The sequence below is a fragment of the Amaricoccus tamworthensis genome (assembly GCF_049800875.1).
Lineage (GTDB): Bacteria > Pseudomonadota > Alphaproteobacteria > Rhodobacterales > Rhodobacteraceae > Amaricoccus > Amaricoccus tamworthensis.
On the sequence record NZ_JBNAFV010000015.1, the window covers coordinates 24102 to 48711 of the forward strand.

Below are 24610 nucleotides of genomic sequence, written 5' to 3' on the forward strand. Positions count from 1 at the left end.
TTACTGACCGGTTCCTGAGAGTCGGCTACAGTAAATAGATCATAGATTCCGTGGGAGGAACACATGAAGAAACTGATGGCCGGCACCGCGCTGGCACTTGCAACCATGTCCGGGTCCGCGTTTGCACAGGACATCTCCGCCTGCCTCATCACCAAGACCGACACCAACCCGTTCTTTGTGAAAATGCGCGAGGGCGCGGAGGCCAAGGCGGCCGAGCTTGGCGTCGAGCTGAAATCCTTCGCCGGTAAGGTTGACGGCGACCACGAAACCCAGGTTGCGGCCATCGAGACCTGCATCGCCGATGGTGCCAGCGGTATCCTTCTGACCGCGTCCGACACGTCCTCCATTGTCTCCTCGGTACAGCAGGCCCGCGATGCCGGTCTGGTTGTGATCGCACTCGACACGCCGCTCAGTCCGGCCGATTCCGCGGACGCCACCTTCGCCACCGACAACTTCCTCGCCGGTGAACTGATCGGTCAGTGGGCCGCGGCCAAGCTGGGTGATGCGGCGGCGGATGCCAAAATCGCCATGCTCGACCTTGCCGTGTCGCAGCCGACCGTGGGTGTTCTGCGCGACCAGGGCTTCCTCCAGGGCTTCGGCATTGAACTCGGTGATCCCAACAAATGGGGCGACGAGGAAGACCCGCGCATCGTTGGTAACGATGTGACCGCCGGTAACGAGGAGGGCGGCCGCAAGGCCATGGAAAACCTGCTCGCCGCTGATCCCATGATCAACGTGGTCTACACCATCAATGAGCCGGCCGCAGCCGGTGCCTATGAGGCGCTGAAATCCATTGGTCGTGAAAACGACGTGCTGATCGTCTCCGTCGATGGCGGCTGCCCGGGTGTGCAGAACGTCGCGGACGGCGTGATCGGCGCAACCTCGCAGCAGTATCCGCTTCTGATGGCGTCGCTGGGTGTTGAGGCCATTCACGCCTGGGCTACCGATGGAACCAAACCCGAGCCGACACCGGGCAAGGATTTCTTCGACACCGGCGTGGCGCTTGTCACCGATGAACCGGTTGACGGTGTGGAGAGCATTTCCGTTGAGGAAGGCATGGATCTCTGCTGGGGCTGATGCCCTGGCACCATCCGCACAACGGACCTGAAAGGGGAGGGCAGCCATGTCCGCCTTCCCCGCTTCCCGTCCAGTAATACCGCCGCCGGGCACGGATTAATCCGCGTCCCAACAGGGATATGGAGCACCAAACATGTCAGAGACCAACACGGGACAGGACTACGAAAAAAGCCTGTCGAAAAGCGCCTCGGAAGTTGCCAGTTTTGTCGATGAAAGAACCGGTCTGGGGCACCGGCTGCAACACACGCTGCACGTAACACCGGCACTTGTGCCGCTGATCGTGCTTGTGTCGGCCATCATCGTCTTCGGCCTTTTGCTCGGTTCGAAGTTCTTTTCGCCCTTCGCCCTGACACTCATTCTGCAGCAGGTTCAGATCGTGGGTATCCTCGGCGCGGCCCAGGCGCTGGTCATCCTGACGGCGGGCATCGACCTGAGCGTGGGCGCGATCATGGTGTTCAGCTCCGTCATCATGGGCCAGTTCGCATTCCGCTATGGCATTCCCGTGCCCCTGGCGGTGGCGGGCGGACTTGGCGTCGGCACGCTTTGCGGCTTCATCAATGGCTGGCTTGTGGCGAAGGTGAAACTGCCGCCGTTCATTGTGACGCTCGGCATGTGGCAGATCGTTCTGGCCACCAACTTCCTCTATTCGGCGAACGAGACCATCCGCAGCCAGGAGATCGCCGAGCAGGCGCCTTTGCTGCATCTGTTTGGTGCCAAGATAAACATCGGCGGGGCCGTGTTCACGGTCGGTGCGATTTTCATGGTCGTGCTGGTGCTGATCCTGGCCTATGTGCTGAAATACACCGCCTATGGGCGACATATATATGCGGTCGGTGACGACCCCGAAGCGGCGGAACTGTCCGGGGTGCAGGTCGATCGCGTGCTGATCTCGGTCTACATGCTGTCCGGTCTGATCTGTGCCTTTGCGGGCTGGGCGCTGATCGGGCGGATCGGCTCGGTCTCCCCGACATCCGGTCAGCTTGGCAATATCGAGAGCATCACCGCCGTGGTGATCGGGGGCATTTCGCTCTTCGGTGGACGCGGCTCGGTTCTCGGGATGCTCTTCGGGGCACTTATCGTGGGCGTGTTCACGCTGGGGCTTCGGCTCATGGGGGCCGATGCGCAATGGACCTATCTGCTGATCGGTGTGCTCATCATCGGCGCGGTTGCGGTTGACCAGTGGATCAGAAAGGTGGCGGCATAATGGAACCCATTCTTCAGGGCAAAAACCTTGTCAAACGCTATGGCAAGGTCACCGCACTCGACCACGCGGATTTCGAGCTCTATCCCGGCGAGGTTTTGGCCGTGATCGGCGACAATGGCGCGGGCAAGTCGACCATGATCAAGGCCGTGTCGGGGGCGGTGATCCCCGATGAGGGTGAGGTCTATCTGGAGGGAAAACGGGTGCAGTTCCACTCGCCCCTTGATGCGCGTGATGCCGGGATCGAGACCGTCTACCAGCAGCTTGCCATGTCGCCCGCGCTCTCCATCGCGGACAACATGTTCATGGGCCGCGAATTGCGCAAACCTGGTTTCATGGGCAAGTACCTGCGCCAGCTTGACCGCAAGGCGATGGAGAAATTCGCCCGCGACAAGCTCTCGGAACTTGGCCTGATGACGATCCAGAACATCAACCAGGCGGTCGAGACCCTCTCGGGCGGTCAGCGCCAGGGTGTGGCCGTGGCCCGCGCCGCCGCGTTTGGCTCCAAGGTCGTGATCCTCGACGAGCCCACCGCGGCGCTCGGGGTGAAGGAGTCCCGCCGCGTGCTGGAACTGATCCAGGACGTGAAATCGCGGGGCATCCCCATCGTCCTGATCAGCCACAACATGCCCCATGTCTTCGAGGTGGCCGACCGCATCCACATCCACCGCCTGTCCAAACGGCTCTGCGTCATCGACCCGAAGGAACACACCATGTCCGACGCGGTGTCCTACATGACCGGCGCCGCGGTGCCCGACGGCGTGGAGGCGGCTTGAAGCGCGATGGACAGCGCGGAATTGGAAATCGCGACGGCGGCGTTTGAGCCGCTGTCTACCGAAACCGCCAAACTGGGCGAAAGCCCGGTCTGGTCGGAGGCGCATAATGCCGTGTTCTGGGTCGATATCGACGGCGGGCAGCTGTTGCGCACCCGCCCCGATGGCGAAACCCGGGCCTGGACCACGCCCGAGATCCCCGGCTTCGTCCAGGTGGTGCCGGAGGGCATCATGGTGGGCATGGAAACCGGGATTTTCCGGTTCGATGAGGAAAGCGCGGAGTTCACCCGTCTCGTCTCCGTGGAGCCGGACGGCAAACGGTTCAACGATGCCTGCACGGACAGTCAGGGCAGGATCTGGGCCGGGACGATGGATATGGGGAAGCAGCACGACAATGGGATCGTGTATCTGTTCGACCCCAAACGCGGCACGCTCACACCCCGCCTCGACGGGTTTCGCATCATCAACGGGCTGGCCTGGGACGGGGCAAACAGCCGTCTGTTCCTGTCGGATTCGTGGATGGAGGTGCAGACCGTCTGGACCTGCAGTGTCGATGCTCAGGACAATCTCTCCGACCGCCGGGAGTTCGCGAGGTTCCAGGACCTGGACGGGCGTCCGGACGGGGGTATGCTGGACCGGGACGGCAACTACTGGATCGCAGGGGTGTTCGGTGGCGTGATTTACCGCTTCTCGCCCGACGGGACGGAAATGACGACCTGGGCGGTACCGGTGGAGGCCCCGACCAAGCCCGCGCTTCTGCCCTGCTTCGACCGGCCCGCGATGGTGCTGACCTCGTTTGCGGATGAGGGCGATGGCGGGCGGCTTGCGATCTGGAAGGACGCCCCCGTCTAAGCGCGTGCCGCTCTGGAATTATCCCAATTGTTCCCGGCCCCGATTTCAGATTTAACGGGCCCGCAAATCGCGTGGGTGAAGGGAACGCTTGGGATGAAACCGCAGGACCAGGTCCGGCCGTGACTGGGCTGGCCAAAATTTCCGCCATGTTGGACCGGGCGACGCTGGTGCTGGCGCTGTTTCTGCTGGGGCTGATGTTCTCGTGCCAGATCCTGGTGGTTCTGCTGCGCTATCTGACCGGCATCGGGTTTTTGGAATTGCAGGACGCGGTGTCCTACAGCTTCGCGGTGGTGGTGGCTTTGTCCATTCCGTTGGCGCTGACCCGCGACCGGCATGTGCGGGTGGATGTGCTGCGCGAACGCATGTCGCCCCGGGTGAACCGCCGGATCGACGGGCTGGGGCATGTGCTTCTGACCCTGCCGGTGTTTGCGCTGATGGCCTGGCATTCCTGGCCGCTCGTCTCCGCCTCCTGGGCCATTCTGGAGGGATCGCGGGAAACCGGCGGTCTGCCGGGGCGGTTCCTGGTGATCGGCTTCCTGCTGGTGATGCCGGTTCTGTTTCTCGTGCACGGGCTGGCCTGGTTTGGCAAACCGCGGCAGTCAAGTGACCACTCGACCGGGACGCCGGGATGAGCACCGACCTGTTCTGGATTCTCTGTCTGGCCGTGGGGCTTTTGGGCGGCATCATGTCGGGCGTTCCGGTGATGCTCGCCATCAGCGGCATCCCCGTGGCCATTGGCATCATCGCCGCGCTGTTCGGGCATTTTGACCTGGTGTATTTCCAGGCCATTCCGCAGCGGGTGTTCGGCATCATGGAAAACCCGCTGCTGCTGGCCGTGCCGCTTTTCATCGCCATGGGGGTGCTGCTCGACCGGTCTCAGCAGGCGGAGCGCATGCTCGACAGCATCAACCGCCTGTTCGGCGGCGGGCGTGTGGTTCTGGCGCTGTCGGTTCTGATCGTCTCGACGCTGATCGCGGCCTCGACCGGCGTGATTGGGGCGACGATTGTCATGCTCGGCACCATCAGCCTGCCCACGCTCCTGCGCGCTGGGGTCGACAAACACACCGCGACGGGGCTCATCTGCGCGAGCGGGACGCTGGGCCAGATCATTCCGCCCTCGATCGTGCTGATCCTGCTCGGCGACCAGGTCTCCAACGCCTATATCGAGGCGCAGCAGGCCGCGGGCAATTTCGCGCCCGATCCGGTGACGGTGGGGGATTTGTTTGCCGGGGCGCTGTTTCCGGGGCTTTTGCTCGTGGCGCTTTACGGCATCTATGTTTTCTTCCGCTTGCGCGGCCAGGACCGCGAGCGGCCCACACCGGTGGAGACCGGGCCGGTGCCGGGGGCGGGGGGGCTGATCCTCGACATTCTGCCGACCTTTTCGCTCATTTGCGCCGTGCTCGGCTCTATCCTCGCGGGTGTCGCCACGCCGACCGAAGCGGCGGGGATTGGTGTGGCCGGCACCGTCCTGATCGCCGGGGCGAAACATTCCCGCGCCCATGCGGGCGTTGCCATTGCCACCGCGGTTTTCGCACTCGCCCTGCTGGTGCTGCGCCGGTTTGACCTTATCGGCGCGACTTTTGAGGCGGGGCGGATCACCTGGACGGGTCAGACCATCGTGACCCTGGCGCTCATGGCCGTGCTGATCGCGGGCGTGGGGTTTGCCGCCATCGGGCTGCACCGCAACCGCGTGCTGGTGCCCGCCATGACCGAAACGCTGGTCATCTCCGGCATGGTCTTCGGCATCATCGTCGCGGCCAGCGTTCTGGCGCTGGTGTTTCGCGGGTTCGAGGGCGACGTGATCATTGAGGAGTTTCTCACCGGCCTGCCCGGAGGTGTCTGGGGGATGCTCGCCATCACCATGCTGGTGGTTTTCCTGCTTGGTTTCGTGCTCGAGTTCGTGGAGATTATTTTCATTGTCATTCCCATTGTGGGGCCGGTGATTCTCCAGTCCGACATCAGCCCGGTCTGGTTCGCCGTCCTGATTGCCATGAACCTGCAAACGTCATTCATCACGCCGCCCTTCGGCTTTGCGCTGTTTTATTTCCGTTCGGTCGCGCCGCCGGAGATTACCGGCATGACCATCTATCGCGCCATCATTCCGTTCGTGGCGCTCCAGCTTGCCGCCATTGCCGTGCTCGTCATGTTCCCGGGCCTGGCCACCTGGCTGCCCAACGCGATTTTCTGAAACCATAACGTCACCAAACAGGGGAGGACTCCCGCATGAAACGTCGTGAATTCCTGCAAACCGCCGCGGTCGCGGCACCGGCCGCCGCACTAGCCGCGCCCGCCGTGGCCCAGGGCAAACTGGAATGGAAGCTGCCCACCTCCTTCCCGTCCAACGCGCCCGGCGTCGGCACCAATGTCACCAACTTTGCCGAGCGCGTGAACGCCATGTCCGACGGGCAGCTGACGCTCAAGGTGTTCTCCGGCGGTGAACTTGTCCCGCCCTTCGGTGTTGAGGACGCGGTGCAGCAGGGTACGGCCGAGATTGGTCACTCCACGCCCTACTACGCCGCCTCGAAAAACAGCGCGCTGCATTTCTTCTCCGCCGTGCCGTTTGGCATGACCGCCGTGGAAACCGCCGCGTGGCTGCGCCACGGTGGGGGTCAGGAGATCTGGGACGAGATTTACGCGGCCCGTGGCCTCAAGCCGTTCTACAGCGGCAATTCCGGCATCCAGGCCGCAGGCTGGTTCAAGAACCCGATTGAAAGCGTGGATGATCTGGCCGGTCTGAACATGCGTATTGCGGGTCTCGGCGGCGAGGCCATGCGCCGGGTCGGTGTGAACGCGGTTCTCCTGCCGCCTCCGGAAATTTTCCCCGCCTTCCAGTCCGGGACTATCGATGCCGCCGAATGGGTGGGCCCGATGCTCGACCAGGCGTTTGGCCTTCAGAAGGTCGCGCAGTACTGCTACGTGCCCGCCTTCCACGAGCCCTCGGCCGGTCTTGAGATCGTCGTCAACCAGGACGCCTGGGACAGCCTGCCCCCGCATCTTCAGGCGATTGTCTCCGCCGCGGCCGAGGCGGCGGAATCCGCGTCGCTGGCGCAGTTCGACTATTTCAACGCCACGGCCATGCGCCAGCTTCAGGAGGCCGGTGTCACCTTCGCCCAGTTCCCGGACGACGTGATCGCCGCACTGAAGAGCGCATCCGCTGAGGTGATGGCCGAGAACTCCGCCGCGAACCCGGATTTCGCGAAGGTCGAGGAAAGCTACAACGCATTTCTTGATCTCTCGAAGGACTACGCCACGGCCGTCAAGGGCCCGACCTTCACGCAGCGGATGTAAATACCGGGTGTTAATTCACCCCTTTTGCCCGGCGGCAACGCCGGGCAGCGCCGCCCCCCCCATGGGCGGCGCTCCGCTTCGCCCGCGGCCGTCGCTGCCCTCAACGGATGGGCGGTGGCCGACTCAAGGGCCCGGTTGCCGCACCGCAACCCCCCCAACAATACCAAACATTACGCTGAATTCCTGCCCAAACTCCGGCGAATTCCGTTGAAAATTGTGCATTGCAGCAAAATCGCTGCTCCGGCGCACTGCCAGACCTTTTAATCAAATCCCAATCATATTCGGGTTTCCTCAGACACACTGTTCCCCCGGACCGCGCCTGCCCCCCGCGTGCTCCAAAGCGGCGGAAGAACCGCTCGACATGCAGCCTGCCCCCCTGGTCCCCATGCCTGACGGAAGGACTGCCAGATGATGATCGAACTCGCATTCGTTGCCTGTATCGCCACAGAGCCCGACACCTGCCGGGACAGGTCGCTGCTCTATGTGGATGTGCCGGTCATGGCCTGCATGATGCAGGGCCAGGCCCAGTTGGCCAGCTGGACCGAACAGCACCCGGGCTGGGAGATCAAATCCTGGCGCTGTCAGGTGCATGACACCCGCACGGCCGAGATCTGAACCGGCGGGCTCCAACCCGATCACCATTTTTTGCCTTGCCCATCGGCGCGGATTGCTCCGATCATGCTCCACCCGACCGGGAGGAGCGCCCGAATGATGATCGAACTTGCCTTTGTCGCCTGCCTGACCGCTGACCTGGAGAGGTGCGAGGATTACTCGCTGCTGCTTCTGGACATGCCCCAAACGGCCTGTCTGCTGATGGGGCCCACGCGCCTCGCGACCTGGTCGGAGGGCCATCCCGGCTGGCAGGTCACGTCATGGCAGTGCCGCACCCCCGGCGCCGGGCCGGAGGACGTCTGAAAAACTACAGCGGACCTGCCATCGACCCGTAGATGGCAGGCCCGCCGAACCGGAGGCCAGGTTCACAGGCCGGGAAGATCGTCCAGCTGATCCAGTCCCACCCCTGTAAACTCCAGGCTTTTGCCCCCCCGGTATTCTATTAACACCCCGTCTTCGGTTTCCGTCGCGTCCCAGTCTCCCGCGCCCTTAACGTGAAGGGTGTCGATGCCGATCTCGAAATCCGTGATCACGTCATGGCCGAACCGGCCCTTGAAGACGAAGTGATCGGCCCCGTCGCCGCCGCTCAGCTCATCATCGCCGCGACCGCCGATCAGGGTGTCGTCATGCCGCCCGCCCAGCAGCATGTCGTCGGCCCGCCCGCCTTCCAGCCGGTCGCGTCCCTTGCCGCCCTCCAGCCAGTCATGCCCGCGCCCGCCGCCGAGTTTGTCATTGCCACCCTCGCCAAACAGCTCGTCGCGCCCTGAATGCCCGCGCAGATGGTCGCGCCCGTCGCCCCCGGCGATGGTGTCGTGGCCCTTGCGGCCGATGATCGTATCGCGCCCGTCACCGCCATAAAGCTCATCCGCCCCGCCGCTGCCGTAAACCGCGTCATCGACGGCGTCGCCGCCTTCGGGCTGGTCGCTGATCCCGTCGAGGTGACGGCTCTCGGCCACGTAGAGCGGGATGCCGGCCTCCTCCAGATCCGCCATCTCGGCACTGAGGGTTTTGGCGTGCTCCTCCTGACGGGCCTGCGTCATGTACTCAACGACGAAGACCTCCGTCCCCGCATCCTCGGCCCGTTCGAGAAGGTTCAGGACATACTCATAGTCGTCCCGGCTCTGCTTCGCGAATTCGGACTCGTCATCCGGATCGTCATAGATGAAGCGCAGATCCTCCTGACCGATCCCGTCGATCGCATCGAGATAGCCGTCCTCGCGCACCAGGTCCGCGCCGTTCTGGCCGATAATGACGAACTCACGGTCCGGGTCCACATCCGCCAGGCGCGCGTCGGCCCTTGCGCCAATCGCCTCCACGAAAGCGACCATCTCCGCACGGTAATCGATGCCCGCATCCGGCGCGGCATCCTCGAAATGCTCAAAGGCGTCGATAATGTCGAGATAGACCCCGTTGAAGCCCTGGTCGACCGCGCTGTCGACCATGTCGAACACGATCTCCTGCCAGTCGGCATCCCAGTATTCGACCTTGATATTGCCGTCCCAGTTGGCGTTCGCCGTGTCGAGCCAGTCCGGCGGGCTGTTCTCCCAGTCGGGGTCCCAGTAATCCCGGTAGGTCTCCGCCTCACCGATGCTGAGATAGCTGGTGATCAGCTTCTCCCGCCCGCCCCGCATGACGTCGAGATCGTCCGGGGTGTGGTCGCGCGGCGTGTCGCCCGACAGGTCGGTGCGGTCAATCACCACGAGCGGCGAGGTATCCGCCCCGATGGCCTGGGCCTCCGCCTCCCCGACATCGCCGAGAAAATAGAGCCATCCATCAACGGATTTCAAAGGATTGGACATGCAATTCCCACAACTCTTTCCGGGCTTTGCAGCCCCATGCCACCCCGCCAGCACGTGGCGGCAGGATGTGGTTCAAATTCCTAACGGGGGCCTAACTGGCGCCCCATCCATCTTTACACTGGTTAACGTGACGGCCTGATAACGGTTAGTACGATCTTAAACCCGGTCTGGTCCCCTGCGGTCAATCTCCACACCGCAACGGAAGGAAGCGGTCATGAAAATCCCACCTCCGGTCGCGCCCGCAAACCCCGGTGCCGGCCCGCAGCGTCTCGACTCCGATACGCTCAAAAACTTCGATGCCAGCGAGGCGATGAAGGCGCTCGACCTGAACAGTGACGGGCATGTCAGCGAGGATGAATTCGCCGCCTACCGGGCCGGGAAACAGGCCCGTGGTGAGTTCGTCCCGACCACCGGCCCCTCAACCGGACACCCCACGCCCGAGGCCGTTCAGCAGGCCATGTTCGATGCCCTGGTGAACCGCGCAGAGGAGTAGGGGGCGCACCGCTCCCCGCCTGGACCTTACGCGACGAACTCCGCCACAACCGCCGCCGAGCCCCGCGCTTTCAGGTCCGAATAGGCCTTAACCAGGGCGTCCCGGAACCGGGCATCACCGGCGAGTTCGGGGCTGAACACCTCCCGCTCCGCGAGCAGCGCATCGACCGTGGCCGCGTCATCCGCCGCGCCGTCAGAGGCCGCCTTCAGCCGGTCGGCCAGCGGGTCGCGCACGTCAATCACGGCACCCTTCTCATCCACGCCGCCGACATAGCGCATCCAGGCCGCCACCGCCAAAATCAGGCCTGATGGCTGGTTTTCGGCGGCGAGATTGTCGGCCACCGTGCCCAAAATCCGCTGGGGCAGCTTCTGCGAGCCGTCCATCGCGATTTGCCAGGTGCGGTGCCGGATGGCCGGGTTGCGGTAGCGTTCGAGCAGTGCCGCGCAATAGGCCTCCAGATCCTCGCCCTCGGGCTTTTCGAGCGTCGGCACGATCTCTTCGCGCCAGAGCTTCTGGCAGAGTTTCGCGAAGGCCGGATCGGCCACGGTTTCCGCGACCGTCTCATATCCCGCCAGATAGCCGAGATAGGCCAGCGTCGAATGCGTCCCGTTGAGACAGCGCAGCTTCATGTTTTCATGCGCCTCGACCGCGGACACAAACTGCGCGCCGCCCGCTTCCCAGGCCGGGCGACCGGCGACGAAATCATCCTCGATCACCCACTGCCGGAACGGCTCATGCAGAACGCAGCCCGGATCGGCATAGCCCTGTGCCGCCGCCAGATCCTCCACGTCGCTTTCCGTCGTCGCGGGCGTGATCCGGTCGACCATCGTCGCGGGAAAAGGCACATTCGCCTCGATCCAGTCGGCCAGGTCCGCATCGCGGTTGCGTGCAAATTCCAGCACGATGGCCTTTGCCAGATGCCCGTTCGAGGGCAGGTTGTCGCAGGAGAGAACCGTAAACGGCGCAAGTCCCGCCGCCCGCCGCCGTGCCAGTGCCTCCACCAGGAAACCCGGCGCGGAACGCGGCGCACCTCCACCCAGGTCATGGGCAATATCGGGGTGCTTGAGGTTCAGCCGCCCCGTCGACGGCTCGTGGCAGTAGCCTTTTTCGGTCACGGTCAGCGACACGATTTTTGTGGCCGGGGCTGTCATCGCCTCCAGCACCGCCTCCGGGTCCTCAGGTGCCACCAGCACGTCCACAATGGAGGGGATCACCCGGTATTCCGCGCCCTCGGGCGTCAGGCTGACCGAGGTGTAGACCCCGTCCTGCGGTTTGAGCTGGTCCCGCGCGGTCGGACTTTTGAGGCTGACGGCCACAATCCCCCAGTCGCCGCCTTCCGCCTCCATCGCGTCGGCGGTGTAGACCGCATTGAATGCCCGGAAAAACGCGCCCGGCCCCAGATGCACGATGCTGGCGGCGGGCCGCACGGCATCCCCACGCTCAAGGCGTCTGTCAGTTACTGTTGTCACGGTTGTCTCCCTGTTATCCGTTGGGGCTCACAGCCCGTAGGCGCTTTTCGCCAGGTCGTATGTCAGTTCACGCGCGACCTCAAACGCCTCATCCTCATGCAGCCGCCCGGTCGCGACCAGTTCCGCGAGATACGCGCAATCCGTGCGCCGGGCCACGTCATGGCGCGCCGGAATGGAACAGAACGCCCGCGTGTCGTCATTGAAACCGGCGGTGTTGTAGAAGCCGCAGGTCTCGGTCGTGGTCTCCCGGAACCGCTTGATGCCCTCATAGCTGTCGAAGAACCACCAGGGCGGGCCCAGCTTCAGCGCCGGATAGGCCCCGGCCAGCGGCGCCAGTTCGCGGCCATACACCGTCTCGTCCAATGTGAACAGGATAACCGTGAGGTTCGGCTCCAGCCCCACCTCGTCGAGCAGCGGTTTCAGCGCGCCCACGTAATCCGTACGGCCCGGGATGTCGAAGCCCATGTCCCGTCCATGCTTTGCCGCGACCTGCGCCGAATGCCCGCGCCGTGAACCCGCATGGATTTGCAGCGTCATGCCATCGTCGAGGCTCATCCGCGCCATCTCCGTCAGCATCTGGCCGCGGAACAGATCCGCCTCCTCCGCCGAGCATTCGCCCTTCAGCGCCTTTGCAAACAGCGCCGCCGCATCCGCTTTCCCAAGGTTCGCCGTACGGGCCGTGGCGTGGCCGTGGTCGGAGGCCACCGCGCCGCCATGTTCCTGGAAATAGGCCCGCCGCGCCCGGTGCGCCGCCAGGTAGCCGTCCCAGGCGGTCGCATCCTCGCCGGTCAGATCCGAGAGTTTGCCGATATTGTCCGCAAAGCCCTCAAATTCCGGGTCCACAACCGCATCGGGCCGGTAGGTTGTGACAACATTGCCGGACCAGCCGCTTTCCTTAATCGCCTTATGCCATTTCAGGTCATCCAGCGCGCCCTCGGTCGTGGCCAGAACCTCGATGTTGAAGCGCTCAAACAGCGCGCGCGGCCGGAACTCCTCGGTCGCCAGTTTCGCGTCGATATGGTCGTAGTACATGTCCGCCGTCCCGGCGCTCAGACGCTCGGTCAGGCCAAACAGATGCTCGAAGGAATGGTCGAGCCACATGCCCGATGGCGTGCCCCGGAACAGGTGCTTGTGTTCCGCAAACCGCCGCCAGATCGCGCGCGGATCGGTCTCCGTCTCACCGCCATCGATGCGCGGAATCCCCAGATCGGTCATCGGCACGCCCTGGCTTGCCAGCATCCGGAACACGTAATGGTCGGGGATCACGAACAGCTCCGCCGGGTTGGGGAAACGGCCGTTTTCCGCAAACCAGCGCGGGTCGCAATGCCCGTGCGGGCTGATGATCGGCACGCCTTCCAGGCTGTTGAACAGCCTGCGCGCAATCCCCCGCGTCGCGGGGTCGGTGGGAAACAGACGATGTGGATCGGTCAGGGACATTGGTCACCTTTGTTCAGTGTTTTCATTGTTGATTGAACGGCCACCCGTCGCGGCCCTCCTCCGGAATGGCCGCACTTTAGGCATGTAAGCCCACGGGGGGCAACCACCCGTAATGCGAGCGTTTTCCCGTGCCTCGCCGGGTATGGGGCAAAGGTCCCGCAACCCTCCCGGCGTGTCGGCACGACACGCTATGCCCGACTTTCCCCCCGGGAGGGCATCCCCGACGACGGCCTTCGCTCAGCACGTCTGCGGGTTTGATCGAAACGCGCTGGTCTCCCGGATCGGAGCCCTCCCAAAGTCGGGCATGGCGCGTCGCGCCTCGGGTCACGGCGGTGCATAAAAAAACGGCGGGCGCATGAAACGCCCGCCGTCGGTACTGATTACTCGGTAAAAACCGCTTACTTAGCCAACGGCCTCGCCGTCCTCACGCCATACGGCGATGACGGAGGAGCGGGGTTTGCCCTCACCGTCCGGCCAGGAACCGCCGGGGTGCTGGATGCCGACGAAGGCAACTTTCTTGTCCAGTGACCAGCACAGGCCTGTTACCTCGGCACCGTAAGGCGCGGTCAGGAAGCGGGCGATCTCACCGGTTTCGGTGTTGCCGGCCAGCATCTGGTTGTTGCCCTGACCGGCGAACTCACCCTCGTTGGAGTAGTCGCCATCGGTCTGGATCCACAGCGTGCCCTTGGTGTCGAAGATCATGCCGTCGGGGGAGTTGAACATGTTGCCCGGCGTCACGTTTTCCGAACCGGCATAGGCGTTGTCATACACCTCCGGGTTGCCGGCCATGACATAGAGATCCCAGGTGAAATCAACCGTGCCGTGGTCGTCGTTTTCCGGGCGCCAGCGCACGATCTGACCGAAATTGTTGGTCTCACGCGGGTTCGGGCCGCCCACCGGGGTCTCGTCACCACCGGCATTGGGTTTGACGCCACGGTTCTTGTTATTGGTCAGGGCGCAGTAGGCCTCGGCCTTCAGCGGGTTCACGGCAATCCACTCGGGACGGTCCATGGTGGTCGCACCAACCTTCGAGCCGGCGATACGGGCATGCACCAGCAGATCAGCCAGTTCCATGCCGGTGGACTCCGGTGTCAGGGCCAGCCACTCGCCGGTTTGGTCCTCGTTGAACTTCGCCACGAACAGGGTGCCGTCGGACAGAAGACCATCGGTCGGCTGACCCTCGGCCCAGGTGCCGTTCGAGACATACTTGTACATGAACTCGCCACGCTCGTCGTCGCCCATGTAGACCACGATGCGACCGTCAGCGGCCTGGGCCATGGCGGCGTTCTCGTGCTTGAAACGGCCCAGAGCGGTGTGCTTGACCGGGGTGCTTTCGGGGTCGGACGGGTTGATCTCGGTTACCCAGCCATGACGGTTCGGCTCGTTGGGTTCTTTTGACAGGTCGTACCGCTCGTCGAATTTTTCGTAGGCGTAACGGCCCTCGGCACCGATGCCGTAGCGAACGAAACCATCAGTCTCATCGTACTCGCCGGTCGCACCGAAGTAACCGTTGAAGTTTTCCTCACAGGTCAGATAGGTGCCCCAGAGCGTCCGGCCGGAACCGCAGTTGTTCATGGTGCCTTTGGGAGACATGCCTTCCGGATCGGCATTGGTTTTCACGAGATCGGACCCGGCGGCCGGGCCGTCCATGGTCATCTCGGTCTCATGGGTGATGCGACGGTTGTAGGGGCTGTCCTTGACCACCTCATAACCGTTGCCGTTGTCGGCGATTTCCATCACCGTTACGCCCTGCATGTTCTTCAGCAGGGTTACCTCGTCAGCGTTTTTCGGCACGCCCTCGCTGTCGGCGGGGAGGTTGATGTCCGGGTTCACGTATTCGGAGTTGATCGTGATGATCTCCTTACCGTCCACGTCGAACAGTTCCATGCCGTCGGTATTCTCACCGAAGACCTTGTCGGACATTTCAACCGGCACACCGATTTCGGGGGAATAAGCGCCGTCGGCTTCGGAGAACAGCGCGTCACCCCAGCGGACCAGAGGTTTCCACTGGTAACCTTCCGGCACGTGAACGTCGAAATCGGTCGCGGTGCCAATTGGCTCAAACGCGAAGCCTGCGGCCTGTGCCTGGGCGGAAGTGGCGGAGCCCAGAACGCCGGAGCCGAATACCATCGCACCCGAACCGAAGGCCACGGCGCCGCTGAGGAAACCACGGCGGGACAGAGCGGCTTCGACAACCCGGTCAAAATCATTCCCGGCAGGGCGGGGGTCGCGCAGCTCGTCAAACTCGTCCCAAGACAGGTCCGTGGTTGATTTGATATCCATAGTCGTCAATCCTCGCTAACAGGTGTTGGCTGGGCGCCCCGCTGGGCAGTCCATTCGTTCACAGCCCATTAACCATTCTCTTTGTCGTTTCCGTGACACAGAGCGGAATTGACGCAGGAAATTTGCCGCGTAGCACACGATTTTTCGCAACAGCAGCGGGCCGCACGGGGCGGAACGCGAACAATTGATGTCGCAAGTCATTCAATTTCAAACTAAAATCCGGATACTTGGTGCTACCCCGATAACTCAAATTAAACCGCCCCGCCCCTATATGCCACGCAGCCAGGAAATGGGGTTCTCGGATATGCGACACGACAGGTTCGCGATTGGCACAGGTTTGGCGGCCCGCAGTCATGCGGCTGTCACACACGGCTGTCCCGTCCGTTTGCACGGTAAGGTGAAGGCGGAATAGGGCATGCTGGCGGGGCTTAAGGCAAAAATCACGGGGATCCGCAGGTCCCTGGGCGGCAGGGTGATGATCCTGCTGGCCGGCGTGCTGTTTGCGGCCTTCGCTTACATGATCTGCATCGGTGTCTGGACCGAGTACCGGCACACCACCGACGTGGTCCACAAATCCGACATGAACCAGACGCTGATCATCGCGCAGCAGGCCCGTCACGGCATCCAGCGCCGCGATACGCAGTATCTGGAAAACGTGCTCTATGACTTTATCTACAATCAGGACAAGCGCGACGGTCACGGCGCCAGGATTTCCGCCATCATCGTACAGACCACGGACGGCAGGGTTCTAAGGCAGTACCGGACCGGTCAGGCCGGGAGCGACGACACCCAACTGCTCGCTGAAATGGCAGCAAACGCCATTGATGCAGGCGAGGTGATCGACGCGCATTCCCACCCGCACCAGTTCATTGCCGTGCCGGTAAGGGCCATTGTTGGCAACCGGGTCGTCGGCTCGGTCGCCGTTGCATGGGATGAGAGTCAGCCCATGGACAGACTGATGGACCACGCAATGCGGATGGCGGTGATTGGCACCGCATCGGCGCTGGTGGTCATCAAGATCCTGATGTTGACCATACGCCACGTCGTGGTTCGGCCGATCGTGACGCTCGCCGACAGTATGGTAAGCAGGCGCGCCGCCACCGGCGACGTTGACCTGCCGGAGGACCTGCTGGAGCGCCGGGACGAAATCGGGCAGCTGGCCCGACGCTATAAATGTCTGATGGAGGATCTCACGCAGGCCCGGAATGAGCTTGAGGCCCGTTCCGAGGCGGAGATTCAGAAACGCAACAGCCGCCTTGATGCCGCGCTGAACAACATGTCCCAGGGGCTGTGCCTGTTCGACGGTGATTTTAACCTCATCATCTGCAACGACCGTTTCATTGAGATGTACCGGCTCGACCCTTCCGTCGCGGAGCATGGCACGTCGCTGGAACGGATCGTCCGGGCCATGATCGGCACCGGCGCCTTCCGGGACGCCACGGTTGCGAGGCTGCTGGACCGCTATCAGCGCGCCGCGTCCACGGGCCGCGAAAGCACGCTTCAGGATGATCTCTCCAACGGCCAGACCATCTCAATCCACATCTCGCCGCGCAACGAGGAAGGTTGGGTCGTGACCTTCGAGGACGTGACCGAGCGCCGCGCGGCCGAGGCCAAAATCGAATACATGGCCCGCTATGACGACCTCACCGGCCTGCCCAACCGCGCCAGCTTCCGCACGGAACTCGGCAATGCGCTCAAGGGCGTGGAGCGGGGTGGCGAACTGGCCGTGTTCTGTCTCGATCTCGACCAGTTCAAACCGGTCAATGACACGCTCGGCCATCCGGTTGGCGACAAGCTTCTGAAATCCGTGGCCGACCGTCTGCGTGGCACACTGCGCGAAACGGATTTTGTGGCCCGTCTCGGCGGCGACGAGTTTGCCGTCATCATGAAGGATTTCGGCGACGGCCTGACCCCGGCGGCACTCGCAATGCGCATAATAGACACGCTGGGCGAGCCATACGTTCTGGAAGGCCATCAGGTCGTGATCGGTTCCAGCATCGGCATCGCCCATGCGCCGCAGGACGCGAATGACGCCGACTCGCTTGTGAAAATGGCCGACCTCGCGCTTTATCGCGCCAAGGGGGACGGCCGTGGCGTCTACCGTTTCTTCGAGGCGGGCATGGACGAGCGGATGCAGGAACGCCGCGCTCTGGAGATCGACCTGCGCGCCGCGCTCGCCAACGGCGAATTCGTGGTCGAGTACCAGCCCATCGTGAATATCGAAACCAGCCGGGTCAGCTGTTTTGAGACGCTCATCCGCTGGAACCATCCCCAGCGCGGCCGCGTCGCGCCGGACGATTTCATCCCGGTCGCCGAGGAAACCGGCCTGATCACCCAGATCGGTTCCTGGGTGCTGATGCAGGCCTGCATGGACGCCAAAACCTGGCCGGAGAACATCCGCGTCGCGGTCAACCTTTCGCCCATGCAGTTCCGCGACGAGGATCTGGTGATGGACGTGGTCATGGCGCTGAACCGCTCAGGCCTGGAGCCGCACCGGCTTGAACTGGAAATCACCGAGACCGTCCTGCTTCAGGACACCGAGACCACGACCGGCATCCTGCACCGCATCCGCGAGCTTGGCGTGCGCATCTCGATGGACGATTTTGGCACCGGTTACTGCTCGTTGAGCTACCTGCAGAAATTCCCGCTCGACAAAATCAAGATCGACAAGTCCTTCGTCGACGATATCGCCGTGGCACCCGACGCCGCCGCCATCATCCGCGCCATCGCGGGTCTCGGCGCGAGCCTCGGCATGAGCACCACCGCCGAGGGCGTCGAGACCGACCGCCAGCTTCAGCGTCTGCGCGACGAGGGCTGCACCGAGGTTCAGGGGTTCTACTTCAGCCATTCCGTCCCGCGCGACTCCGTCGCCGAACTTCTGGACACCATCCATCAGGACGATCCCGGCGCAAACGACAGCGGACCACCCAATAAAAACCGCTCGGCCTGACGACACCGGTCGCGGGGCAAAACCCCGTGCAAAATCGGCCATTTTGGCGGGCTTTTCGTCCCAAAACTGCAAAACCCCCAGCAATCTGTGCCATTTGCCTCACAATCTGTGCCACTTTTCTGCACATCTGTGCCACCTGGGCACCCAAAACGCACTTCGCACGACCCCGTGTGACGTATTGACGCAGCCGGTTACATCCCCAAACTCCATCCCAAACGTGGAGGATTGGAATGACGCTACAACAGGTGGGTGAGGATCAGTGGGTCGAGAGGTTTCCGGGCCTGTCACGGCTTGATCCTGAGACGAAAAAGCTGCTTCTGGACCGCAGCGCGGTGCTCGACGTGCCGGGGGGTACGGTGATCTTCGGTCCCGGTAACTCCCCGGAAAACATGCTTTTTCTGCTCGACGGCACCGTACGGGTGCAGCAGGTCTCCGACACCGGCCATGAGATCGTGCTCTACCGCATCCAGGCCGGGCAGAGCTGTGTTCTGACCACCGCCTGTCTGCTGGCCTATGAGGACTATTCCGCCGAAGGCATCGCCGAGACCGACGTGCGCGCCGCCGCCGTGCCCCGCGCCGTGTTCGACGACCTCGTGGCCCGCTCCGAACCCTTCCGAAGCTTTGTTTTTGCTGCATTTTCCCGCCGCATCACCGACCTCTTCCGCATGATCGACGAGGTCGCTTTCCAGCGTCTCGACGTCCGTCTGGCCGACAAACTGGTGACCCTGTCCAACGGCTCCGACACCATCGCGATCACCCACCAAAAGCTCTCCGTCGAGCTCGGCACCGCCCGCGAGGTGATCTCCCGCCAGCTCCAGGAATTCCAGCGCCGCGGCTGGATCGAACAGAGCCGCGGAAAGGTGACTTTGACCGACCGGGCAAAGCTTGAAAAACTGGCCACGCACGGCTCCTGATGGTTTCCGCGGGCTTTGGTGACATCGTCACCGACCATTGGGGACGTGATATGTCATAAAGGCATCATCAAACAGTGCGGGTGAACCCGCGGGGAAGGAATTATGGAGACGGTTTTTACACCTTTTCAGTCACTTGGCGGCGGTATGCTGATCGGATTCGCTGCCGTTCTGCTGATGGCATTTCTGGGAAGAATCATGGGGGCCACGGGCATTCTGGCCGGGTTGATACAGCCTGACAGCGGCTCCGAATTCGCCTGGCGCGCCGCGCTGGTGGCCGGAATGGTGACCGGTCCGCTCGCCGTGATGTGGGTCACCGGATCCATGCCCGCCGTGCAGGTGCCGCTCTCGGTCCCGATGCTGATCATCGGTGGATTTCTGGTGGGCATCGGCGTGACATACGGCTCGGGCTGCACCTCCGGCCACGGGGTTTGCGGCCTTGCACGCCTGTCGCCACGCTCGGCCGTTGCGGTTGTGACCTTCATGCTGACAACCGGTGTCACGGTGTTTGTCGTGCGCCATGTTTTGGGAGGCTGAGCCATGCGTCTGATTGCAAGCTACGTCATCGGTTTGATTTTCGGGGTGGGGATTGCGGTGTCCGGAATGATCAACCCCGCGAAAGTGCTGAACTTTTTCGACGTCGCAGGCAGCTGGGACCCCAGTCTTGCCTTCGTGATGGGCGGTGCGCTGGTGGTGACATGGGCGGGCTACCGGTTCGTTTTGAAGCGTCCCGCGCCGCTGCTTGGAACGTCATTCTCTCTGCCGACGCGCCGGGATATCGACCTGCCACTGGTGGGCGGATCGGCCCTGTTTGGCATAGGCTGGGGCATTGCCGGTTTCTGTCCGGGTGCCGCTCTGCCGGCGCTTGGCACCGGTCATCCGGGCGTCTGGATCTTCATGGTTTCGCTCGTCGCGGGCATTCTTGTGGCGCGCGCCATCCGCGCGCGCACGCCCGAGCCGAAGGTGGTTTCGCAGAACTGAGGGAGGGAGTTAAAATTGACATATCCTGTGGACATGACCGTCAAACCGGACGTTTCGGCGCATTTTGACGAAGCGACCAACACCATCAGCTATATCGTGAAGGACCCGTCCAGCGATCACTGCGCCATCGTGGACAGCGTGATGGACATCGATTACGCGGCGGGCCGGATCACCTATGACCATGCCGACGCACTGATCGCGGAGGTTGAAAAACGCGGCCTGACCCTCGACTGGATCATCGAGACGCATGTGCATGCCGACCACCTGAGCGCCGCGCCTTACATCCAGCAGAAGCTGGGCGGCAAAATCGGGGTTGGGGACAAAATCATGGTGGTACAGAACACCTTCGGGAAGGTGTTCAACGAGGGCACGGAATTCCAGCGTGACGGGTCTCAGTTCGACGCCCTTTTCAAGGATGGCGACACCTATCAGATTGGAAACATGCAGGCTTTTGCGATCTACACGCCGGGTCACACGCCCGCCTGCATGGTGCATGTGATGGGGGATGCGGCCTTCGTGGGCGACACGCTGTTCATGCCCGATGGCGGGTCGGCGCGGGCGGATTTCCCCGGCGGCGATGCGGCGCAGCTCTATGACAGCATCCAGAAGGTTCTGAGCCTGCCGGACGAGATGCGGCTCTTCATGTGCCATGATTACGGCCCCAACGGGCGGGACATTCAGTGGGAGACCACGGTGGCCGACGAGAAGGCGCACAACATCCATGTGGGCGGAGGCAAAACCCGTGAGGAGTTTGTGAAATTCCGCACCGAGCGGGACGCGCAGCTCGACATGCCGAAGCTCATCATCCCGTCGCTCCAGGTGAACATGCGCGCAGGTAACGTTCCGAAGGATAAAGACGGCAATCCGATGCTGAAGGTTCCTGTGAACGCTCTCTGAAGCCTCGAACGCCCCCTCAGGTCCGCAGGGGAACCCCGAGAATCTCGCGGGCCTGCTCCCACGTGGCGACGGGGCGCTCATATTTCTCACACAGATCCGCAGCGCGTTTGACCAGCGCGGCGTTTGACGGCGCGAGCGTCTCACGGTCGAGTCGCATGTTGTCCTCAAGCCCGGTGCGGGTGTGACCGCCGGCGGCGATGGCCCATTCGTTGACGAGGATTTGGCCCGGTCCCACGCCCGCCGCGCACCAGTTGGCATCCGGCGCACGGGTTTTCATGATCGAGACGTAGAAGTCGAAGACTTCCCGGTCCACCGGCATCGCGTTCTTCACGCCCATCACGAACTGGACATAGAGTTTGCCGTAGAGCACGCCCTCGCCATGCAGGCGGATGGCCTGTATGATGTGGCTTAGGTCGAACGCCTCGATCTCGGGCGTGACCTGGTGCGTGCGCATTTCGCTGGCGAGCCAGGAGACGAGATCGGGGCTGTTTTCATAGACGCGGGTGGGGAAGTTGTTGGACCCCACCGAGAGCGATGCCATGTCAGGTTTGAGGGGCAGCATGCCGCCGCGCTCGTGACCGGCGCCGGAGCGTCCGCCGGTGGACAGCTGCACGATCATGCCGGGGCAGTGTTTCTCGATGCCTTCCTTGAGCAGCGCAAATTTCTCCGGGTCGGAGGTTGGCGTCTCATCGGCGTTGCGCACATGGCAGTGAGCGATGCTGGCCCCGGCCTCAAACGCCTCATGGGTGCTCTCGATCTGCTCCGGCACGGTGACCGGCACGGCGGGATTGTTGGCTTTGGTGGGCACGGAGCCGGTGATGGCCACACAGATGATGCAGGGGTTGGTCATTGGCGGCCTCCGCGCTCAGATATCGAAGAAAACGGTCTCATTCTCACCCTGTAGCCGGATGTCGAAGCGGTACACAACCTTACCGTCTTTTTCGCTGCGGTTTGCAATGATCGTTTTGCGCCTGGATTCCCACTCGATGAGGTTGATCACGGGATCGGCGGCGTTCGCCTCGGCCTCGTCGTCGAAATAGATGCGGGTGTTCAGCCCGATATTGATGCCGCGCGCGACGATCCAGAGGTTGATATGCGGGGCCATTGGCCGGCCGGAACGGCCCATCACCGGGCCGGGTTTGACCGTGTCGAAAAACCACTCGCCGGTGTTGAAGTCGGAGATGACGCGGCCCCAGCCGCGAAAGCCGTCCTCAACCTCGCCCGGGTGTTCGGGATGGGCGTAGACGCCGCTTGCATTGGCCTGCCAGACCTCGAGCATCACATCCTTCACCGGCGCGCCGATGCCGTCGGTCACCATGCCCTCGACGCGGATGCGCTCGCCCGCCGCGTTGGGACCGGCGATGTCCTTGCCCAGTTCGGTTTTGTAGATGTCAAAGCCCGCGGCCCCGGGCGCCAGGCCGATATGCACGTAGGGACCCGCGGTCTGGGACGGGGTTTCCTTCAGGTAATCGAGGTGCTGCGCCATCAGTTGCCCTCCAGCCGGTTTTCAAAGAGCGTGGAGCGGCGGCCGCGCAGGACAATGTCGAACCGCCAGGCCATGGTATCGAGCGGGATGGTGGCGTTCATGTCCAGCACGGCAACGAGGCTCTGCACCGCCTCCGGATTGGGGATGGCGTTGAGGATCGGGCATTTGGGGATCAGGGGGTCGCCCTCGAAATAGAGCTGCGTGATCAGCCGCTGCGCGAAGCCCGTGCCAAAGACCGAGAGGTGGATATGGGCGGGACGCCAGTTGTTGACCCGGTTGCGCCAGGGGTAGGCACCGGGTTTGACGGTGCGGAAATAGTAATAGCCGTTTTCATCCGTCAGGGTCCGGCCGCAGCCGCCGAAATTGGGGTCGATGGGAGCGAGATAGGTATCCTTCCGGTGGCGGTAGCGCCCGCCCGCATTGGCCTGCCAGGCCTCCACCAGGGTGTTGGGGACGGGGCGGCGGTTTTCGTCCAGAACGTGCCCGTGGACGATGATGCGCTCGCCAATGGCGGCCTCGCCGGGCCGGGCGTAATTGTGGATCAGGTCACGGTCCATCGGGTCGATGTCGTCATGGCCGAAGACCGGACCGGTGATTTCACTGGCGGAGTTTTGCAGCGACAGCAGCGCGTGTTTCGGAGCCCGTGCGACGCTGGTCTTGTAGTCGGGGGTGAGGGACGGCGGGTGCCATTCCCGGTCGCGCTGGTAAAATTCGCCCTTATACGTCATCGCCGGACCCGCCTTTCCTATTCCCGTCCGTGTCCGCGCCCCCGCTTTCCATTTCCGCATAGGTGGCTTTTGCGAGTTTGAGCGCGTGGTTTGCCTTGGGGACGCCTGCATAGATCGCGACGTGCTGGAAGGTCTCGATCACGTCCTGTTTCGTGGCACCGGTGCGGGCGGTGGCGCGGATATGCATGGGGATCTCGTCGAAATTGCCGCAGGCCGCCAGCAGGGCGAGGGTCAGCATGGAGCGTTCGCGCCGGCTGATGCCGTCGCCGGACCAGACCGTGCCCCAGGCGCCCTCGGTAATGAGGGTCTGGAAGGCCTCGTCGAGGGGCGTTTTGGCGGCCTCGGCGCGGTCCACATGGGCGTCGCCCAGAACGGCGCGGCGGGTTTCCATGCCCTTCTCATAACGGTCCGTCACGGGCGCACCTCTTCAATGAAATCGCTTATGATGCCGGCATAGTGCTCCGGCGCCTCGACGCAGGGTAGATGGCCGACGCCGGGGATCTCAGTGAATTTTGAGCCGGTCACCAGCGCCGTGGTTTCCGCCACCAGTTCGGGTGGGGTGGCGAGGTCGAGCGTGCCCGCAATGCCCAGCACGGGCTGGCGCAGGCGGGACGTGCTTTCAGCCAGGTCCGCGGATGCCACCGCTGCGCAGCAGGCGGCGTAGCCGGCGGGCGGGGTGCCGGTGAGCATGTTGCGCCACAGGATCAGTTCGTCGGTCTCAAGGAATTCAGGGCTGAACCAGCGGTCCATGACCCCATCCGCCAGGGCCTCGATGCCGCCCGCCTCGACGGCGTCGATGCGCTCCTGCCACATCTCCGGCGTGCCGATTTTGGCGGCGGTGTTGGAGAGCACTGCGGCGCGTACGAGGTCAGGGCGGCTGGCGGCGAGGGCCTGGGCGATCATGCCGCCGATGGAGAGACCCACAAAGACGCAGGGGCCGGCGTTGATTTGGTCGAGCAGTTCGGCGGTGTCGCCGGCCAGGTCGCCGATGCTGTAGGGGCCAGGCGGCCGGGAGGACAGGCCGTGGCCACGCTTGTCGAAGCGGACCAGGCGCAGGTCGGGCGACAGGAGGTCGATGATGCCGTCCCAGAGCCGGAGATCGGTGCCGAGGGAATTGGCGAACACGACCGGCATTCCCTGCGGGTCGCCATCCTCGCGCCAGTGCAGCGCGGCGTCCGTTCCCCTGAAAATGCGCATTACGTGGGCCGTCCGGTGTGTGCGTCAGCGGAACGGACCGGGCCGCGAATGATGTGCGGCGGGTGGCCTGGTTTGGCGGCCTTTGTTTTCATGTGGCGTTTCTCCCTGTCGTCCATATTGATATATCCAGGCGATAATTTAAAAGGATAAATTGCTGCGTCCGATCATCGAATTTG

Annotated in this window: 24 protein-coding genes; 15 read left to right on the forward strand and 9 right to left on the reverse strand. The window is 63.2% G+C overall.

Annotated features, from left to right (window positions below; all coding sequences use genetic code 11):
• Positions 1-63 precede the first annotated feature (63 nt).
• The 9 genes from ACP15P_RS18325 to ACP15P_RS18365 all read left to right on the forward strand — a co-directional run bounded on the left by ACP15P_RS18325 (position 64) and on the right by ACP15P_RS18365 (position 8106).
• Entirely contained in the window at positions 64-1077 is a 1014-nt protein-coding gene (locus ACP15P_RS18325) for a sugar ABC transporter substrate-binding protein (protein WP_424929925.1), read from the forward strand.
• A 133-nt stretch (positions 1078-1210) separates the two neighbouring features.
• Positions 1211-2281, forward strand: a complete 1071-nt coding sequence (locus ACP15P_RS18330) for an ABC transporter permease (RefSeq protein WP_424929926.1) — start codon at positions 1211-1213, stop codon at positions 2279-2281.
• Positions 2281-3054 carry an ATP-binding cassette domain-containing protein gene (locus tag ACP15P_RS18335; protein ID WP_424929927.1) on the forward strand — a complete coding sequence of 258 codons (774 nt, stop codon included), beginning with the start codon at positions 2281-2283 and terminating at the stop codon, positions 3052-3054. Before ACP15P_RS18330 ends, ACP15P_RS18335 begins: the two co-directional genes overlap by 1 nt.
• A gap of 6 nt (positions 3055-3060) precedes the next feature.
• Positions 3061-3903, forward strand: coding sequence for an SMP-30/gluconolactonase/LRE family protein (locus ACP15P_RS18340; protein ID WP_424929928.1), 843 nt, complete (start codon positions 3061-3063; stop codon positions 3901-3903).
• A 119-nt stretch (positions 3904-4022) separates the two neighbouring features.
• Positions 4023-4535 (forward strand): TRAP transporter small permease subunit, encoded by a 513-nt coding sequence (locus tag ACP15P_RS18345; protein WP_424929929.1) that lies wholly within the window; start codon positions 4023-4025, stop codon positions 4533-4535.
• Positions 4532-6091: a TRAP transporter large permease gene (locus ACP15P_RS18350; protein ID WP_424929930.1), complete on the forward strand. Its 1560-nt coding sequence runs from the start codon at positions 4532-4534 to the stop codon at positions 6089-6091. Before ACP15P_RS18345 ends, ACP15P_RS18350 begins: the two co-directional genes overlap by 4 nt.
• A gap of 35 nt (positions 6092-6126) precedes the next feature.
• Complete coding sequence (locus ACP15P_RS18355) at positions 6127-7191, forward strand: TRAP transporter substrate-binding protein (RefSeq protein ID WP_424929931.1); 1065 nt, start codon at positions 6127-6129, stop codon at positions 7189-7191.
• 408 nt (positions 7192-7599) lie between these two features.
• Positions 7600-7806: a hypothetical protein gene (locus tag ACP15P_RS18360; protein ID WP_424929932.1), complete on the forward strand. Its 207-nt coding sequence runs from the start codon at positions 7600-7602 to the stop codon at positions 7804-7806.
• A 93-nt stretch (positions 7807-7899) separates the two neighbouring features.
• Entirely contained in the window at positions 7900-8106 is a 207-nt protein-coding gene (locus ACP15P_RS18365) for a hypothetical protein (protein WP_424929933.1), read from the forward strand.
• A gap of 62 nt (positions 8107-8168) precedes the next feature.
• Here ACP15P_RS18365 and ACP15P_RS18370 read toward each other — a convergent pair whose 3' ends face one another.
• Positions 8169-9602 carry an endo alpha-1,4 polygalactosaminidase gene (locus tag ACP15P_RS18370; RefSeq protein ID WP_424929934.1) on the reverse strand — a complete coding sequence of 478 codons (1434 nt, stop codon included), beginning with the start codon at positions 9600-9602 and terminating at the stop codon, positions 8169-8171.
• Positions 9603-9816: 214 nt separating this feature from the next.
• Between ACP15P_RS18370 and ACP15P_RS18375 the strand changes: the two genes are divergently transcribed.
• Positions 9817-10095 (forward strand): hypothetical protein, encoded by a 279-nt coding sequence (locus ACP15P_RS18375; RefSeq protein WP_424929935.1) that lies wholly within the window; start codon positions 9817-9819, stop codon positions 10093-10095.
• Between the two features lie 26 nt (positions 10096-10121).
• On the opposite strand, the gene ACP15P_RS18380 is transcribed toward ACP15P_RS18375, so the two are convergent.
• From ACP15P_RS18380 to ACP15P_RS18390, 3 genes are all read right to left on the reverse strand, one after another.
• On the reverse strand, positions 10122-11564 hold the full coding sequence (locus tag ACP15P_RS18380; protein WP_424929936.1) for a mannitol dehydrogenase family protein: 1443 nt from the start codon (positions 11562-11564) through the stop codon (positions 10122-10124).
• 27 nt (positions 11565-11591) lie between these two features.
• Positions 11592-13001: a glucuronate isomerase gene (gene uxaC, locus ACP15P_RS18385; RefSeq protein ID WP_424929937.1), complete on the reverse strand. Its 1410-nt coding sequence runs from the start codon at positions 12999-13001 to the stop codon at positions 11592-11594.
• A gap of 402 nt (positions 13002-13403) precedes the next feature.
• Complete coding sequence (locus tag ACP15P_RS18390) at positions 13404-15284, reverse strand: PhoX family protein (RefSeq protein ID WP_424929938.1); 1881 nt, start codon at positions 15282-15284, stop codon at positions 13404-13406.
• A gap of 415 nt (positions 15285-15699) precedes the next feature.
• Between ACP15P_RS18390 and ACP15P_RS18395 the strand changes: the two genes are divergently transcribed.
• The 5 genes from ACP15P_RS18395 (at position 15700) to ACP15P_RS18415 (ending at position 21023) form a co-directional block, all read left to right on the forward strand.
• On the forward strand, positions 15700-18234 hold the full coding sequence (locus ACP15P_RS18395) for a putative bifunctional diguanylate cyclase/phosphodiesterase (RefSeq protein ID WP_424929940.1): 2535 nt from the start codon (positions 15700-15702) through the stop codon (positions 18232-18234).
• Between the two features lie 230 nt (positions 18235-18464).
• Positions 18465-19148, forward strand: coding sequence for a Crp/Fnr family transcriptional regulator (locus ACP15P_RS18400; RefSeq protein ID WP_424929941.1), 684 nt, complete (start codon positions 18465-18467; stop codon positions 19146-19148).
• Between the two features lie 102 nt (positions 19149-19250).
• Complete coding sequence (locus ACP15P_RS18405; RefSeq protein ID WP_424929943.1) at positions 19251-19682, forward strand: YeeE/YedE family protein; 432 nt, start codon at positions 19251-19253, stop codon at positions 19680-19682.
• 3 nt (positions 19683-19685) lie between these two features.
• Positions 19686-20126, forward strand: coding sequence for a DUF6691 family protein (locus ACP15P_RS18410; protein WP_424929944.1), 441 nt, complete (start codon positions 19686-19688; stop codon positions 20124-20126).
• A gap of 33 nt (positions 20127-20159) precedes the next feature.
• Positions 20160-21023 (forward strand): MBL fold metallo-hydrolase, encoded by an 864-nt coding sequence (locus ACP15P_RS18415; RefSeq protein WP_424930016.1) that lies wholly within the window; start codon positions 20160-20162, stop codon positions 21021-21023.
• A 16-nt stretch (positions 21024-21039) separates the two neighbouring features.
• On the opposite strand, the gene ACP15P_RS18420 is transcribed toward ACP15P_RS18415, so the two are convergent.
• The 5 genes from ACP15P_RS18420 to pcaD are packed head-to-tail and all read right to left on the reverse strand — an operon-like array spanning position 21040 to position 24434.
• The gene (locus tag ACP15P_RS18420; RefSeq protein ID WP_424929945.1) at positions 21040-21873 is read right to left on the reverse strand and encodes a 3-oxoadipate:acetyl-CoA acetyltransferase; all 834 of its coding nucleotides are present in this window, start codon (positions 21871-21873) and stop codon (positions 21040-21042) included.
• A 15-nt stretch (positions 21874-21888) separates the two neighbouring features.
• Entirely contained in the window at positions 21889-22509 is a 621-nt protein-coding gene (pcaG, locus tag ACP15P_RS18425; protein WP_424929946.1) for a protocatechuate 3,4-dioxygenase subunit alpha, read from the reverse strand.
• Entirely contained in the window at positions 22509-23237 is a 729-nt protein-coding gene (gene pcaH, locus ACP15P_RS18430) for a protocatechuate 3,4-dioxygenase subunit beta (protein WP_424929947.1), read from the reverse strand. The genes pcaG and pcaH overlap by 1 nt, the downstream gene beginning before the upstream one ends.
• Entirely contained in the window at positions 23227-23652 is a 426-nt protein-coding gene (pcaC, locus tag ACP15P_RS18435; RefSeq protein WP_424929948.1) for a 4-carboxymuconolactone decarboxylase, read from the reverse strand. Before pcaC ends, pcaH begins: the two co-directional genes overlap by 11 nt.
• The gene (gene pcaD, locus ACP15P_RS18440; RefSeq protein ID WP_424929949.1) at positions 23649-24434 is read right to left on the reverse strand and encodes a 3-oxoadipate enol-lactonase; all 786 of its coding nucleotides are present in this window, start codon (positions 24432-24434) and stop codon (positions 23649-23651) included. Before pcaD ends, pcaC begins: the two co-directional genes overlap by 4 nt.
• Between the last annotated feature and the right edge of the window lie 176 nt (positions 24435-24610).

What these genes read in the sequence shown, in the direction of transcription:
- ACP15P_RS18405 (WP_424929943.1), top strand. Translation starts at nt 19,251, where the DNA reads ATGGAGACGGTTTTTACACCTTTTCAGTCACTTGGCGGCGGTATGCTG.
- ACP15P_RS18335 (WP_424929927.1), top strand. Translation starts at nt 2,281, where the DNA reads ATGGAACCCATTCTTCAGGGCAAAAACCTTGTCAAACGCTATGGCAAG.
- pcaD (WP_424929949.1), bottom strand. Translation starts at nt 24,434, where the DNA reads ATGCGCATTTTCAGGGGAACGGACGCCGCGCTGCACTGGCGCGAGGAT.
- ACP15P_RS18325 (WP_424929925.1), top strand. Translation starts at nt 64, where the DNA reads ATGAAGAAACTGATGGCCGGCACCGCGCTGGCACTTGCAACCATGTCC.
- ACP15P_RS18340 (WP_424929928.1), top strand. Translation starts at nt 3,061, where the DNA reads ATGGACAGCGCGGAATTGGAAATCGCGACGGCGGCGTTTGAGCCGCTG.
- ACP15P_RS18370 (WP_424929934.1), bottom strand. Translation starts at nt 9,602, where the DNA reads ATGTCCAATCCTTTGAAATCCGTTGATGGATGGCTCTATTTTCTCGGC.
- ACP15P_RS18330 (WP_424929926.1), top strand. Translation starts at nt 1,211, where the DNA reads ATGTCAGAGACCAACACGGGACAGGACTACGAAAAAAGCCTGTCGAAA.
- uxaC (WP_424929937.1), bottom strand. Translation starts at nt 13,001, where the DNA reads ATGTCCCTGACCGATCCACATCGTCTGTTTCCCACCGACCCCGCGACG.
- ACP15P_RS18360 (WP_424929932.1), top strand. Translation starts at nt 7,600, where the DNA reads ATGATGATCGAACTCGCATTCGTTGCCTGTATCGCCACAGAGCCCGAC.
- ACP15P_RS18375 (WP_424929935.1), top strand. Translation starts at nt 9,817, where the DNA reads ATGAAAATCCCACCTCCGGTCGCGCCCGCAAACCCCGGTGCCGGCCCG.
- ACP15P_RS18365 (WP_424929933.1), top strand. Translation starts at nt 7,900, where the DNA reads ATGATGATCGAACTTGCCTTTGTCGCCTGCCTGACCGCTGACCTGGAG.
- ACP15P_RS18350 (WP_424929930.1), top strand. Translation starts at nt 4,532, where the DNA reads ATGAGCACCGACCTGTTCTGGATTCTCTGTCTGGCCGTGGGGCTTTTG.
- ACP15P_RS18355 (WP_424929931.1), top strand. Translation starts at nt 6,127, where the DNA reads ATGAAACGTCGTGAATTCCTGCAAACCGCCGCGGTCGCGGCACCGGCC.
- pcaH (WP_424929947.1), bottom strand. Translation starts at nt 23,237, where the DNA reads ATGACGTATAAGGGCGAATTTTACCAGCGCGACCGGGAATGGCACCCG.
- ACP15P_RS18420 (WP_424929945.1), bottom strand. Translation starts at nt 21,873, where the DNA reads ATGACCAACCCCTGCATCATCTGTGTGGCCATCACCGGCTCCGTGCCC.
- pcaG (WP_424929946.1), bottom strand. Translation starts at nt 22,509, where the DNA reads ATGGCGCAGCACCTCGATTACCTGAAGGAAACCCCGTCCCAGACCGCG.
- ACP15P_RS18410 (WP_424929944.1), top strand. Translation starts at nt 19,686, where the DNA reads ATGCGTCTGATTGCAAGCTACGTCATCGGTTTGATTTTCGGGGTGGGG.
- ACP15P_RS18390 (WP_424929938.1), bottom strand. Translation starts at nt 15,284, where the DNA reads ATGGATATCAAATCAACCACGGACCTGTCTTGGGACGAGTTTGACGAG.
- ACP15P_RS18415 (WP_424930016.1), top strand. Translation starts at nt 20,160, where the DNA reads ATGACCGTCAAACCGGACGTTTCGGCGCATTTTGACGAAGCGACCAAC.
- ACP15P_RS18400 (WP_424929941.1), top strand. Translation starts at nt 18,465, where the DNA reads ATGACGCTACAACAGGTGGGTGAGGATCAGTGGGTCGAGAGGTTTCCG.
- ACP15P_RS18395 (WP_424929940.1), top strand. Translation starts at nt 15,700, where the DNA reads ATGCTGGCGGGGCTTAAGGCAAAAATCACGGGGATCCGCAGGTCCCTG.